Here is a 13,858-nt window from a genome sequence, read left to right on the forward strand (position 1 = left end):
CCGCGTCATCCGTCTTGGACCCTGGCCATCCTGTCGTGTCAGCTTTGGTTGGCAGACAGGAAGGGACGCATCATGGATGGTGCCATCGCGGCGGACGAAGCGCGGAACGAAGCCGACTGGAAGGTCGGCGTCGATATCGGCGGCACATTCATCGATTTCTGCGCGCTCGAAGCAAATTCCGGGCGCGTCGCCTCGCTGAAAGTGCTGACGACACCGGAAGATCCCGGTGCCGAGCTGATGACGGGCCTCACCCTTCTCGCCGAGCGCGAAGGTTTCGATCCTGCCCGCATGACGCGCTTCGTGCACGGTACGACTGTCGGCATCAACACCATCATCCAGCGCAAGGGCGCGCCGCTTGCGCTGTTCACCAATGCCGGCTTCGAGGACGTCATCGAACTGGCGCGGCTGCGCATGCCGGACATGTATTCGCTGTTCTGCGCGCGGCCGGATCCGCTGATCTCGCGCGACATGGTGTTCGGCATCCCGGCCCGCATGCGCGCCGATGGCAGCGAATCCCAGGCGCCTGATATGGCGGCGGTGGAAAGCGCGGTGGCCGTGGCGAAGGCGAACGGCGCGCTGGGCATCATCGTCTGCTTCCTCCATTCCTGGCGCAACGCCGCGCAGGAAGCCTCGGTCAAGGCGGCGATCACCCGTCTCGCGCCCGATCTCTTCGTCTTCTCCTCGGCCGAGGTGTGGCCTGTTATTCGCGAATATGAGCGCAGCTCGACCGCCATCCTCAACGGCTATGTCCATCCGCGCGTCTCCGGCTATCTGACGGCGCTGGAAGAGCGGCTGAAGGGCCGCGGCGTGCCGGCCCGCCCGATGCTGACCAAGTCGAATGGCGGGCTGATGAACGCCGCCGAGGGCAAGCGCGCCTGCGTCAACATGCTTTTGTCGGGAACGGCCTCGGGCGTCATCGGCGCCTCGTGGCTGGCGCGCCAGGCTGGTGAAGACAAGATCCTTACCCTGGACATTGGCGGCACCTCGGCCGATTTCGCGCTCATCATCGACGGCGAGCCGCAGTTTGGCACCGGCGAGCTGATCGGCGAATTCCCGCTGCATATCCCCTCCGTGTCGGTGAGCTCGATCGGTGTCGGCGGCGGCTCGATCGCCACTGTCGACGCGCAAGGGGTGCTGCGGGTCGGACCGGAATCGGCCGGTTCGACGCCAGGGCCGGCCTGCTATGGCCGTGGCGGCGAGAGGCCGACGGTGACGGACGCCATGGTGGTGTGCGGATGGCTTGGCCACAGCGAGATGGCCTACGGCCAGCTGCGGATCGACACCGGACTGGCGCAGCACGCGGTCGGCGAGCTTGCCGCCCGGCTCGGCCGCCCGGTCGAGCAGACCGCGCAGGCGATCCTCGATATCGCGGTGTCGGAAATGTTCGTCGAGGTCGAGAAGCTCGCGTCGCGCGCCGGGGTGGATTTGCGCGATTTCACGCTGATGCCTTTCGGCGGCGGCGGACCGATGCTCGGCGCCTTTCTTGCCCGCGAACTCGGCATGAAGCGCGTCATGGCGCCCGTCGCCCCGGCGTGGTGTCGGCGCTGGGCGGGCTGGTGGCGGATTTGCGCGGCGATTTCATCCGCACCATCTTCAGCCCGCTGTCGGCCGTGGCGCTTGGCGGAATTCGCGAGGCCTTCGAGGCCTTGGCGCGCGAGGGGCGTGACTGGCTCGCGGCGCAGGGGCACGATGCGGCGGCGGAACTCAACCTCTCCTGCGACATGCGTTATGTCGGGCAGAGTTACGAGATCGAGGTCGTCCTCTCGCCGGAATGGCTGATGGACGGCAATTTGGCCGCCATCGAGCAGGCCTTCCACCTCTCCCATCAGCAGCTCTACGATTTCCACGATCCCGACGGCGAGATCGAGCTTGTGAACGTCCGGCTGTCCGCCATAGGCGCGGGTCCGAAACTCTCCCTGCCGGAGACCGAAGAAGTGGATGTTGCAGCCATCCCGGCGCGCCGGCTCCCGGTCTATACCGACTTGAACGTCGAAATGGTCGACCTGCACGACCGCCAGGCCCTCGTGTCGGGCAGCACGTTCCACGGGCCTGCCGTGGTCGTTCAGGAAGACACCACCTTCGCCATTCCCGCCGGAGCGCAGGCACGGGTCGACCGCCATCTCAACCTTCTGCTGACCTTCGCGGAGTGACGCCATGTTCGACCGCACAAACCTTCAGGTTCTGGCCAACCACGCCCGCGCGGCCGCCGAGAATATGGCCCACACGCTGCACCGCACCGCGCACTCGGCTTTCGTCAAGGAGACGCAGGATTTTACGGTGATGCTGATGGATCGATCGGGGGCGACCTTCGCCGTGCCGATGGAACTCGGCGCCACCTGGTATCCCGGGCTTTCCTATCACCGCGCCATCGCGATGGTCGGCGACTACCGGCCGGGAGATGTTGCGTTCACCAACGATCCCTATTCCGGCCACGTCGCCACGCACGCGCCAGACACGCATCTGTGGAAGCCGGTCTTCGTCGATGGCGAGATCGTCGCCTGGACGGGAGGGCACATCCACAACACCGATATGGGCGGTGCGGTGCCGGCCTCGCTCAGCCGGGCGCTGACCGAAATCCATCAGGAAGGCATCCGCTTTCCGCCGATGAAGCTGGTGAACGAAGGGGTCTTCGACGAGATGATCCTGCGGATCATGAGCACCAATGTGCGCAAGCCCGACCTCAACATCGGCGACATCAAGGCGCTGGTCGGCGCGCTCAACACCGGCGAGCGCAAGATCCAGGCGATGGTGAAAAAATTCGGCAAGGCCGGCTTCGTCGACGGCGTTGCCGCGCTTCTCGACCATGCGGAGGCGCAGGCACGCGACGTGCTGCGCGCCATGCCCGACGGCAAGTGGGAATTCGCCGATTACGCCGATGAGGATTCCGTCGAGGCCAATCCGTGCCGGCTGAAGCTGAGGCTGACGATCAGGGGCGACGAGGCGGTGCTCGACTTCACCGGCTCAGATCCGCAGCTCGGTTCCTCGCTCAACGTGCCTTCGGGCGGCGATCCGCGCCACACCATGCTATTGGTGGGCGTCTACTACGTGCTCTATACGCTCAACCCGAAAATCCTGCTCAACACGGGCCTCACCCGGCCGTTCACCTGCATCGCCCCCACGGGGTCGGTGCTGAATCCGGTCCACCCCGCCGCCGTCGGCATGCGCTCGCTCACCTGCGCCCGGCTGCGGTCGGTCATCTTCGGCGCCTTCTCGCAGGCGGTGCCGGAGCGCCTGCCCGCGGCGCCGGCCGGCAATAACTGCATCGTCAACGTCATGACCACGGATGAACGCACCAGCCGAACCGTCATCACGGCGGTGAACCCGGTGGTAGGCGGCGGCGGGGCGATGCCGCATCGCGACGGGACCAACGGCTCGGGTGCGGATGCCGCCTATCTCAAGAACACACCGATCGAGATCACCGAGACCGAGACCCCGGTCGAATTCCTGAAAATACGGGCTCGCCAGGGACAGTGGCGGGGCGGGGCGTTGGCGCGGCGGGCTGGCGACCGAGATGGCCTTCCGCGTCTTTGCTCCCGACTCCAGGATCACCGCGCGCAACCGCGACCGCAGCTTCTTCCGTCCCTGGGGCGTGCTGGGCGGCAAGGCGGCCGGCCTGTCGGACATGATCGTCAATCCGGGGACAGAGCACGAGCGGCGGCTGGGCAACATCGACACGGCGGTGCTGCAGCCAGGCGACGTGCTCGATATCCGCTCCGCCGGAGGCGGCGGGCGCGGCGATCCGTACGAACGCGAGCCCTGGCGGGTCGCGCAGGATGTGCGGCGCGGTTATATCTCGCCGATAGCGGCCGAACGCGACTATGGCGTCGTCATTCGCGAAGGCGAGGTCGATGAGCAGGCGACGGAAAGGCGGCGCGCGCATCACGAGCCGGGCGCCGGCCATTTCCATTTCGGTCCGGAGCGCGAAGGCTACGAAGCGCAGTGGACGCCAGCCGCCTATGACCGGCTCACCGCCATACTCGGGGGATTTGCCGATCCACTGGCGGTTCTTCACCAAGACGGAGATCTTCCGCCGCATGAAGGGGCGCTCCGGGGCGGAGGCTGTCCAGGCGGCTTTCGATGCTGTCTGCGAACGGTTCCCTGAATTGCCGCGTCCCGGGCCGGTGCGAGAGGCCGCGGAATGATCTCGGCCGGCCGCATCGTCCGGCTGGCCGAGCGCGATCGGGCGCAGCTGCATTTCTTTCTCGACGGTGAAATCCGTAGCGCGCTCGCGGGCGACACCGTGCTGACCGCGATGCTGGCTTCAGGGCACGCGTTGCGAATGTCCGAGTTCGGACCCGAGCCGCGGGCCGGCTTCTGCCTGATGGGAGCTTGCCAGGATTGCTGGGTGTGGCAGGAGGAGGGGCCGCGCCTACGGGCATGCTCGACCCTTATCACGCAAGGCATACGGTTGCGCACGACGCCGCCGGAGAGCTGGCCGTGAACGAGACCTCATCGCCCCGGGTCGTGATCGTCGGCGCCGGCCCCGCCGGCATAAGGGCGGCGGCGGCGCTGGTCGAGGCGGGGCTCCATCCGGTTGTGATCGACGAAGGCAATCGCGCCGGCGGCCAGATCTATCGTCGCCCGCCTGACGGGTTCGTCCGCACGCCGGAGCAGCTCTATGGGTCGGAGGCGGCGAAGGCACGCGCGCTGCATGCGCTCTTCGACCGCTTGGCGGCAGACGGGCGACTCACCCATCGCGCCGGCAGCTCGGTTATTGCCGTGCAGGAGGGGCGGCTGCACGTGCTGGGGGAGGGCGGCGTGCAGCTGGTCAGTTATGACCGCCTGATCCTTGCCACCGGCGCATCCGACCGTGTCGCTCCGGTCCCGGGCTGGCAGAGCGCCGGCGTCTACAGCCTTGGCGCGGCGCAGATCGCGCTCAAGGCGCAAGGCGTGGCGCTGGGGCACCGCATCGTCCTGATCGGATCGGGGCCTCTGCTGACGCTGGTCGGCGCCCAGCTCATCAAGGCCGGAGCGGATGTGGCGGCGGTGCTCGACACCTCTCCCTGGCACCAGCAGATGCGAGGGCTCTGGATGCTGGCCGCCCGGCCGCTCGTCGCACTGCGCGGCCTCGTTCTGCGGGTGCGGCTCGGCGGCCACTACCATGCCGGCGTGAGCCTCGAACGGATCGAGGCAGACGGGCAAGGCGTCACGGCGATGTGTTGGCGCGACGCCGGCGGAAGGCAGCGCCTCACTGAATGCGACACGATCGGCATGGGCTGGCACCTGCGGGCCGAGACGCATCTCGCCGACCTGGCGGGATGCGCCTTCACCTATGATGAGCAGTGGCGGCAATGGCTGCCAAAGACCGATCGGATGGGGCGCGCCGGCAACGGCGTCTATCTTGCGGGTGACGGCGTTCGTCTCCTCGGGGCGGATGGCGCGGAGATCGCGGGGTGTCTGGCCGCGGCGGCGTGCCTTGCCGATCTTGGATTTCCGGCGCCCTCCACCGCGGCCGATCTGCGCGAGCTTGCCCGGCTCGAGCGTTTTGCCCGCGGCCTGGCTTGCGCCTTTCCCTGGCCTGCGGAGACGGTGCGGGCGCTCCCCGACGACGCGATCGTCTGCCGCTGCGAGAACGTCACTGCCGGAGCCTTACGTCAAGGTGTGGATTTCGGTGGCGGCGAGGCCAACCGGGTGAAGTCGCTGTCGCGCGTCGGCATGGGCCGATGCCAGGGGCGCTATTGCCAGTTGGCTGCCGTCGAACTTGTCGCGGCGCAAGCCGGCTGCACGCCGGGCGCTGTCGGCCGGTTTCGCGGGCAGGCGCCTGTGCGGCCTGCGCCTGTCGGCGCCTTTCTCCGGGAAGGCTGATGCGATTGCGAAAAACCGCGCATGGATGAGGATATCATCCTAGAAATCGGCGACCTTCCCCCACACGGAAGCATCGAAGCGCCGAGGATCATAGGATTTCGCATCGACGATCGGTTGCGACCCGGTCACCAGATCGGCAACGAGGTGACCGGCGCCGGGTCCAATGCCGAAGCCGTGTCCCGAAAATCCGGCAGCCAGGAAGAAACCGGGAATGGTATCAATCTCGCCGATAGCGGGCACGCCGTCCGGCGTGCTGTCGATGTAGCCGGCCCAGGCCGCGCTGATCCTGGTCTTTCTGAGCTCCGGCAGAAGTTCGAGCGCCCGGGCATGGGTCAGGCGGATTGTCGCCTGGTCCGGGACCGGATCGAGGATGCGCATCCGCTCCATCGGCGTCGGCTGGTCGAGCCGCCAGCGTCGGAGCGTTTCGTGGCCCGAGCGCGCGCCCTGCAGCCCGCCGGGCACGAGGCTGCGCCAGCGCTTCAGGAACATCGGGACGAACTGCGAGGAGAAGCGCAATTGCTGCGGCGTCACGTCGACGCGGCCGCGTCCGCTTATGGCGAGCGTGTAGCCGCCGTCGCCACGGCGCGTGGCTGAAATCCTTGCCGTGTGCAGCGCATCCGGCAGACCCTCCGCGCCTGGCGACACCGACAGGATGGAGGAGCGGATCGACGCCTGCGGAAAGCGGAAACCGAACTGCCGGCAAAAGGAGGATGCCCAGGCGCCGCCGGCCAGGACCGCCAACTTCGTCCGGATCATCCCGCTTTCGGTGACCACGCCGCTCAGGCGTCCGCCCTCGGTCTCGATGCCGCGCGCGGCGCAATTCTGGTGCACTGTGCCGCCGAGCTTGAGGATGGCGCGGGCGACCGAGGGTGCTGCCCGCGACGGATCGGCGGTGCCGTCGGTCGGCGAGAAGACACCACCCTTCCAGCTCCGGCCCGTGGCGCGGCCCCGCTCGCTGGCCTCGGCGCTGTCAAGCATATGCGTGGTGACGCCGGCCGTCCTGGCGAAATCACGCCAGCGCGCCCAGCCGGCCAGTTCCGCATCGTCATTGCTGAGATAGAGCAGGCCGCAGCGACGAAAGCCGGTGTCTTCGCCGGTTTCCGCCGCAAAGCTGTCCCACAGGTCAAGGCTTCGGGTTGCCATAGGCAATTCGCGGGCGTCGCGATTCTGCTGGCGGCACCATCCCCAGTTCCTCGAGGACTGCTCGGCGCCGATGCGCCCTTTTTCGACGAGCACGACCTGCATGCCGCGCCTGGCCAGATAATAGGCCGTGAAGACACCGACGATGCCGCCGCCAATCACCACCGCGTCCGCGGATCGCGGCAGGTCGCTTGATGTCTCGATTTGCTGAAGCGGCGCGCGCATGGTCTCTCTGCCTTGACGCGCCAATCTACCGTGTTGTGCAGGCAGCCGCTGCCGCAGTTGAGGCCGAAGCAGAATTTTATTCCGGCAGCCCGGTCGAAATCGGGAGCCTCTGCGTTTCAAAGCGGTATCCGCCTGGATGGACAGGCCAAAGGGCTGTGGTAGTGTTTATGTCCATGGGCAAGGCAGCATTTTGTGCTGTGGCATGCGTTCTGCGGAGACGACCGTGAAACTGGATCGGATCGACATCAAGATTCTGTACGAATTGCAGAAGAACGGCCGCATCACCAATGTGGAACTGGCTGAACTGGTGCATCTGTCGCCGAGCCCGTGCCTTATGCGGGTCAAGAGACTGCAATCGGAGGGCTACATCGAGGGCTATTCGGCGCAGATCAACATCGGCAAGCTTGGCCAGACGCTGACCGTGTTCACCGAAATCACCTTGAAGAACCATCGCCAGGTCGACTTCGCCCGCTTTCTCGCCGTCGTCGAGAAGATCGACCAGGTCATCGAATGCCACCTCGTGTCGGGCGGCTACGACTATCTGATGAAATTCGTGACCGCCGGCATCGCCGAGTACCAGACGATCATGGAGCGGCTGACCGACATGGATATCGGCATCGACAAGTATTTCAGCTTCGTCGTGCTGAAGTCGCCCATCGTCAAGGCGCACATGCCGCTGCCCAGCCTGTTCCCGAGGTAAGGCTCTGCCGTCTCGTCAGCGGTGGCCGTACTGGCTGACCAGTTCGGGGTCGCGGACGAGGCCATCGAGCCAGGTCGGATCGAGCTTCGGCACGGAGGAGAACAGCAGCTTGGAATAGGGGTGGGTGGGGGCCATCAGTCTGTCGGGTGTGATCTGCTCCACCCGCTCGCCATTGTACATGACCATGATCTCGTCGCAGATCGCTTCGACGACGGAGAGGTCGTGGCTGATGAAAATGTAGGAAAGGCCCAACTCGCGCTGCAACTCCTTGAGCAGTTCGATCACAGCGGCCGCCACCACCGTGTCGAGCGCCGAGGTGATTTCGTCGCAGATGATCAGCTTGGGTCCGGCCGCCAGAGCGCGCGCGAAATTCACGCGCTGCTTCTGGCCGCCCGAGAGCTCCGACGGGCGACGGTAGCGCAGCGTCCTGGGCAGGCGCACCATGTCGAGCAGTTCGTCGACGCGCTTCGAGCGCGCCTGCCTGTCGAGCTGGTGATAGAAGGCCAGCGGCCGGGAAATGATGTCCTCCACCGGCTTGGCCGGATTGAGCGCGGTGTCGGCATACTGGAACACGATCTGCATCTCGCGCAGCTGGTCCTGGCTGCGTTTGCCTGCGGCGCGCTCCAGTTGCTTGCCGTCGAAGATGATGTCGCCGGCCGCCGCCGGATGGATGCCGGCGATGACGCGCGCCAGCGTCGATTTTCCGCAGCCGGATTCGCCGATGACGCCGAGATTGCGCCCTTTCTCGACGACCAGGCTGACGGTATCGACGGCGCGGATAAGCGGCAGTCCGTCAGCCCGCACCGCACCATAGCCGGCCGTCACATTGTCGATGCGCAGCAACGGCTTGGCGCCGGCATCCGCGTCGGCATGCGCTTGCCGCGGCTTCGGCTCGAACGCAGCCAAAAGTTCACGCGTATAGGGGTGCTGGGCGGCCGAAAGAATCTGAGCGGTGGTGCCGGTCTCCTGCACTTCGCCGCCCTTCAGCACCACGATATGGTCGGCGATCTGGGCGACGACGGCGAGGTCGTGCGAAACATAGACCCCCGCTATCCCGCCAGCCCGCATGACCGACTTGAATGCCTTCAGCACGTCGATCTGCGTCGTCACGTCGAGTGCCGTGGTCGGCTCGTCGAAGATCATCAGCTTGGGATCGCCGATCAGCGCCATGGCCGCCGACAGCCGCTGCAATTGCCCGCCCGAAACCTGGTGCGGATAACGCGCGCCAATTCCTTCCGGGTCCGGCAGCGACAAGGCCCTGAACAGCTCGACCGCGCGCTTTCGCGCCTGCTCGGGCGGCATCAGCCCGTGGATTCGCGTAACCTCGATCACCTGCTCCATGATGGTGGACGAGGGGTTGAACGAGGCGGCGGCACTTTGCGGAACATAGGCAATGTCGGTGCCGCGCAATTTGGCGCGCTGCTTTTCGGACAGTGCGGCCATGTTCTTGCCGTTCACATTGATCTCGCCGCCGATGATCCGGCAGCCGGGCCGCGCATAGCCCATGAGCGAGAGCGCCACCGTCGTCTTGCCGGAGCCGCTCTCGCCGATCAGGGCGACGATCTCGCCGTCGGCGATGTCGAGGCTGACGCCCTTGATGATTTCAACGACACGTCCGGCGTCGGTCGTCGCCTCGATCCTCAGATTCCTGACCTCGACGAGATTGGTCATGCGTCGCGGTCCCTGATCTTCTGCGGCAAATTGTCGATCAGCAGGTTGACGCTGATGGTGAGGCTGGCGATCGCCAGAGAGGGGATGATGACGGCAGGCGCCGCGAAGGGCAGGCCGCCTATGTTCTCGCGCACCAGCGCGCCCCAGTCGGCGAGCGGCGGCTGCAGGCCGAGCCCGAGGAAGGACAGGCCGGAGAGCAAGAGCACGATGAAGACGAAGCGCAGACCGAAATCGGCCAGCACCGGGCGGATGATGTTGGGCAGGATCTCGGAGCCGATGAGGTAGGCGATGCTTTCGCCACGGACGCGGGCGACGGTCATGAAGTCCATGGTGTTGATGTTGACGGCGAGCGCCCGCGCGAAGCGGTAGGCGCCCGGTATGTAGATGACGGCGAGCGTCAGGATCAGCGCGGGGATCGACGAGCCGACCGCGGCGACGACCACAAGGCCGAACAGCTTGCTGGGGATGGAATTCATGGCGTCGAGGAAGCGGCTGAGGCAAGTGTCGAGCCAGCCGCCGGTGACGGCCGCGATCATCCCCAGCACCACGCCAGAGAAGCAGGCGATGACGACGGCGGCGAGCGATATGCCGACGGTGTAGCGCGCGCCCATCAGAACCCGCGAGAGCATGTCGCGCCCCAGATAGTCCGAGCCGAGCCACAAGCCCTGACGCATCGGGCCGAAATAATCGTCATCGACGATGTCGCCGATCGAATGGGGAATGATGGCGGGCGCGAAGATGGCGATCAGCGTCCACGCCAGGATGACCAGCGCGGCCACGACACCCACGAGATTGTAGCTGTGGCCCAGCAAGGACCGTCGGGAAGCTGCCACGCGCGCCATCGTCACCTGAGCCTCGGGTTGGACATGATGGCGATGATGTCGGCGACGGTGATGAGCAGGAGATAGCCGAGGCAGAAGATCATCGCGCAGCTCTGGATCAGCGGCAGGTCGCGGGTGGCGACCGCATCGACCATCAGCTTGGCGATGCCGGGATAGTTGAAGATCGTCTCGACGATGATGACGCCGCCGACCAGATAGGACAAAGACAGCGCGACCGCGTTGACGATCGGCCCGAGCGCATTGGGAAGCGCGTGCTTGAGCACCATGCGGCCGCGTGAGGCGCCTTTGAGAAGCGCCATCTCGACATAGGGCGTTGAGAGCGTTTCGATCACCGCGGCGCGCGTCATGCGGATCATCTGGGCGGAGATGACGAAGGTAAGTGTGATCACCGGCATGGCATAGATGCGCACGAGGTCGGTCAGCGTATGCGCCTCATTGACCGAGGACAGGGCCGGCAGCCATTTGAGATAAACGGCGAAGAGCAGGACCGCGAGCGTCGCGACCATGAATTCCGGCACCGAGATGACGCCGATCGAAAGAACGGTGACGGCGCGGTCATAGAGGGAACCGCGCAGCATGGCGGCGGTGATGCCCAGCGTCAGCGCCAGCGGCACCGAGAGCAGCGTGGTGATGCCGGCGAGTTCCATGGTGTTGACGAAGCGCCCGCCGATCAGCGCCGCGACCGGCATCTCATTGGCGTAGGAGGTGCCGAGATCGCCGTGGAGCAGGCCGACAAGCCAGAGCAGGAAGCGCAGGATTGCCGGATCGTTGAGATGCATGGCCTCACGCAGGCCGGCGACCGCCTCCGGGGTGGCTGCCTGGCCGAGCAGGATCGACGCGGTGTCGCCGGGCAGCATGCTGGTGGCGAAAAACACGGCGAACAGCACGATCAGCAGCGTGACGACCGCGATCGCCAGCCGCTTCAGCACGAGGTTTAGAACCCCAGACGTCATTGAAGCGCTCCTGCGGTTGCGTTCGGCCAAGTCATGTTGCGCAATAGGTGCCGGGGACCGGTCGTCCGGTCCCCGGCAGGCGCCTCTCAGGCTTCGAGCCAGAGATATTCCGCCATTGCGTAGCCCATCATGCCACCGAGCGGGTTCGCCTCCAAACCCTTCACCTTGCTGGAGAGGGCGTCCACGTTGGAAATGTAGGCCGGGATGATGGTGCCGGCCTCCTCGGAGATCATGGTCTGCATCTGGCCGTAGATCTCCTTGCGCTTGGCCTGGTCGAGTGAGCCGCGCGCCTCGATCATCAGCTTGTCGAACTTCTCCGACTTGTACTGGCTTTCGTTCCAGGGCGCGTTGGAGGCGTAGAGGAGCGAGAACAGGATGTCCGGCGTCGGGCGCGGATTGATGTTGCCGAAATGGATCGGCGCCTTGAGCCAGTAATTGTCCCAGTAGCCGTCGGACGGCACGCGCTGGACGTCGAGCTTCATGCCGATATCGGCGCCGGCGGCCTGGATGATCACAGCCATGTCGATCGACGAGGTCGCGGCATCGGAGGCGATCACGGGAATGGACTGGCCGAGCAGGCCCGCCTTCTGGAAGTGGAACTTGGCCTTGTCCGGGTCGAAGGCCTTCGGCTTGAGGTCGGCATTGTGGAAGATGTTCGCTGGCGAGACGGGCTGGTCGTTGCCGACTTCGCCGAGGCCGCGCAGCGCCGATTTGACGATCTGCTCGCGATTGACGAGATACTTCATGCCGGTCACGAAGTCGGCCTTGCTGCCCGGATCCATGTCGAGCCGGATGTTGAGGTCGGTGTAGTTGCCCGAGGTCGTCTTCGACAGTTCGAAGCCTTGCTGGCCGCCGATAAGCTTCATCGCGCGCGGATTGATCGAGGCGGCGAAACTGATGTCGCCGGAAAGCAGCGCGTTGACGCGGGCGCTGTCGTCGCTGATGGCGATGAACTCGAAGGAGTCCAGATAGGGCTTGCCCGACTTCCAGTAGTTCTTGTTCTTGGTGACCACCGAACGCACACCCGGCTCGAACGTCTGCAGCACGAAGGCGCCGGTGCCGTTGCCCTTCGAGAAGTCCGTGGTGCCGTCCTGGACGATCATGAAGTGGTGCAGCGCCAGGATGGTCGGCAGGTCGGCATTCGGGTCGGCGAGCGTGATTTCGACCGTGGACTTGTCGACCGCCTTGAAGCCGGTCATCTGCGCGGCGATCTTGGCGACCTTGGAACCGACGGCCTTGTCGAGATGGCGCTTCAGCGAGAAGACGACGTCGTCTGCGGTGAGGTCCTTGCCGTCGTGGAAGGTGACGCCCTTGCGCAGCTTCACCGTCCAGGTCTTGGCGTCCTTGCTGTCGAAGCTTTCGGCCAGCTCCATCTGCGTGACGCCATCCTTGTCGAGGAAAGTCAGGCGGTTGTAGAGCGAGCAGCAGCGGACATAGTCGGTGGAGAGCGACGCCTTTGCCGGATCGAGCGTGTCGGCGGTCGAGGACGACCAGCCGGCGGCCTTGAAATTGCCGCCGGAAACCGGCGTGGCGGCGACGGCCTGGGTGGCACGGCCAAGCACCACGCTGCCCGCGGCAACCGCGGCACCACCGGCCAACAGCATCTTGAGAAGTTCGCGGCGGCTCGCGCCCCGCCGGATGGCGGTTTCGACCATGGTATCGTCTGCGCTGGTCCAGTTCGTGATCTTGTCGGTCATATCATTCCCCTTTCGGTTGTTTTTCCGGGATGCTCGTCTTGCTGCGGCTTTCCGGGCTTGGGCTCAGGTTCGTTCCTTCAGGCTTTCCCGCACGGCCGCCGCCAATGCGGCCATTGAGGTGAAGTGGTAGTCCGGCGCGGTGAAGCGCTCGGGCTCGATCGTGCCGCCATAGCCCTTCTGGGCGTGCCGGCGCTCGATCCAGCAATTGGTCATGCCAAGCGCCCGGGATATGCCGATGTCGTGATACTGGCTTTGTGCGACGTGCAGGATGTCGTCCTTGCTGTCGCCCCGGGAGGCGACGAAATCGAAGACCTTCTGGAAGAAGGCCGGGTCCGGTTTCTCGGTGCCTGTATCGTCGGCCGTAAAGGTGGCGAAAAAGGGCGATCCGAGCTGCTTTTCGAAATGATCGAGCGCCCAGCGCCTTGCATTGGTCATGGCGATCAGCCTGTGCGACTTCGCAAGGTCCACCAATGCCGCCGCGCTGTCCGGGAAGCCTTGCCAGAGGCTGGCCGAATCCCGCAGGCGGACGCCGTATTTTTCGTCAGTGGGCAGGCCGAGCCGCGGCGCGATGACTGTGTAGACACGTACGAGATCGTCGGGAAACAGGCCGGCATCGGGCATGTAGCGGGCCTGCCGGTAGAGGCTCAGCGCTTCCTCGCCATCGATCGAAACGCCGGCCTCGGCGGCAATTCCGGCCAGGCAGGTGGTGATGCCGCCTTCGAAGTCGATCAGCGTGCCGACCACATCGAAGGTCAAGTATTTGAATTCGCTAAAGCCCCTGGCCAAGACTGGCTCTCCTCTGCGCGCGGCCGAATTGCATGTGTT

The 13,858-nt window shown here is 65.5% G+C and carries 9 protein-coding genes and 2 pseudogenes; 5 read left to right on the plus strand and 6 right to left on the minus strand.

What is annotated here, in order from left to right:
* Positions 1-72: 72 nt before the first annotated feature.
* The 4 genes and pseudogenes from AC0V8S_RS13730 to AC0V8S_RS13745 all read left to right on the plus strand — a co-directional run bounded on the left by AC0V8S_RS13730 (position 73) and on the right by AC0V8S_RS13745 (position 5,805).
* Positions 73-2,150 (plus strand): annotated as a pseudogene (locus AC0V8S_RS13730) (hydantoinase/oxoprolinase family protein).
* Positions 2,151-2,154: 4 nt separating this feature from the next.
* Positions 2,155-4,142 (plus strand): annotated as a pseudogene (locus AC0V8S_RS13735) (hydantoinase B/oxoprolinase family protein).
* The gene (locus AC0V8S_RS13740) at positions 4,139-4,441 is read left to right on the plus strand and encodes a (2Fe-2S)-binding protein (RefSeq protein WP_183462071.1); all 303 of its coding nucleotides are present in this window, start codon (positions 4,139-4,141) and stop codon (positions 4,439-4,441) included. The pseudogene AC0V8S_RS13735 and the gene AC0V8S_RS13740 overlap by 4 nt, the downstream one beginning before the upstream one ends.
* Complete coding sequence (locus tag AC0V8S_RS13745) at positions 4,438-5,805, plus strand: FAD/NAD(P)-dependent oxidoreductase (protein WP_475437996.1); 1,368 nt, start codon at positions 4,438-4,440, stop codon at positions 5,803-5,805. The genes AC0V8S_RS13740 and AC0V8S_RS13745 overlap by 4 nt, the downstream gene beginning before the upstream one ends.
* Before the next feature lie 39 nt (positions 5,806-5,844).
* On the opposite strand, the gene AC0V8S_RS13750 is transcribed toward AC0V8S_RS13745, so the two are convergent.
* On the minus strand, positions 5,845-7,170 hold the full coding sequence (locus AC0V8S_RS13750) for an NAD(P)/FAD-dependent oxidoreductase (protein ID WP_475437997.1): 1,326 nt from the start codon (positions 7,168-7,170) through the stop codon (positions 5,845-5,847).
* Positions 7,171-7,393: 223 nt separating this feature from the next.
* Between AC0V8S_RS13750 and AC0V8S_RS13755 the strand changes: the two genes are divergently transcribed.
* On the plus strand, positions 7,394-7,870 hold the full coding sequence (locus tag AC0V8S_RS13755; RefSeq protein ID WP_032933129.1) for an Lrp/AsnC family transcriptional regulator: 477 nt from the start codon (positions 7,394-7,396) through the stop codon (positions 7,868-7,870).
* 15 nt (positions 7,871-7,885) lie between these two features.
* Here the strand turns inward: AC0V8S_RS13755 and AC0V8S_RS13760 are convergent, their stop codons facing one another.
* From AC0V8S_RS13760 to AC0V8S_RS13780, 5 genes are all read right to left on the minus strand, one after another.
* A complete protein-coding gene (locus AC0V8S_RS13760; protein WP_183462067.1) occupies positions 7,886-9,541 on the minus strand; it encodes an ABC transporter ATP-binding protein in 1,656 nt (551 codons plus the stop codon).
* On the minus strand, positions 9,538-10,383 hold the full coding sequence (locus tag AC0V8S_RS13765) for an ABC transporter permease (RefSeq protein WP_183465008.1): 846 nt from the start codon (positions 10,381-10,383) through the stop codon (positions 9,538-9,540). The genes AC0V8S_RS13760 and AC0V8S_RS13765 overlap by 4 nt, the downstream gene beginning before the upstream one ends.
* A 2-nt stretch (positions 10,384-10,385) precedes the next feature.
* Positions 10,386-11,336 (minus strand): ABC transporter permease, encoded by a 951-nt coding sequence (locus AC0V8S_RS13770; RefSeq protein ID WP_183462065.1) that lies wholly within the window; start codon positions 11,334-11,336, stop codon positions 10,386-10,388.
* An 86-nt stretch (positions 11,337-11,422) separates the two neighbouring features.
* A complete protein-coding gene (locus AC0V8S_RS13775) occupies positions 11,423-13,033 on the minus strand; it encodes an ABC transporter substrate-binding protein (RefSeq protein ID WP_183462063.1) in 1,611 nt (536 codons plus the stop codon).
* 63 nt (positions 13,034-13,096) lie between these two features.
* The gene (locus tag AC0V8S_RS13780) at positions 13,097-13,819 is read right to left on the minus strand and encodes an HAD-IA family hydrolase (RefSeq protein ID WP_183462061.1); all 723 of its coding nucleotides are present in this window, start codon (positions 13,817-13,819) and stop codon (positions 13,097-13,099) included.
* Positions 13,820-13,858: the final 39 nt, after the last annotated feature.

The sequence above is a fragment of the Mesorhizobium oxytropidicola genome (genome assembly GCF_056174625.1).

Coding starts and splice junctions, on each gene's coding strand:
- AC0V8S_RS13760 (WP_183462067.1), bottom strand. CDS start 9,541: ATGACCAATCTCGTCGAGGTCAGGAATCTGAGGATCGAGGCGACGACC.
- AC0V8S_RS13750 (WP_475437997.1), bottom strand. CDS start 7,170: ATGCGCGCGCCGCTTCAGCAAATCGAGACATCAAGCGACCTGCCGCGA.
- AC0V8S_RS13770 (WP_183462065.1), bottom strand. CDS start 11,336: ATGACGTCTGGGGTTCTAAACCTCGTGCTGAAGCGGCTGGCGATCGCG.
- AC0V8S_RS13775 (WP_183462063.1), bottom strand. CDS start 13,033: ATGACCGACAAGATCACGAACTGGACCAGCGCAGACGATACCATGGTC.
- AC0V8S_RS13740 (WP_183462071.1), top strand. CDS start 4,139: ATGATCTCGGCCGGCCGCATCGTCCGGCTGGCCGAGCGCGATCGGGCG.
- AC0V8S_RS13765 (WP_183465008.1), bottom strand. CDS start 10,383: ATGGCGCGCGTGGCAGCTTCCCGACGGTCCTTGCTGGGCCACAGCTAC.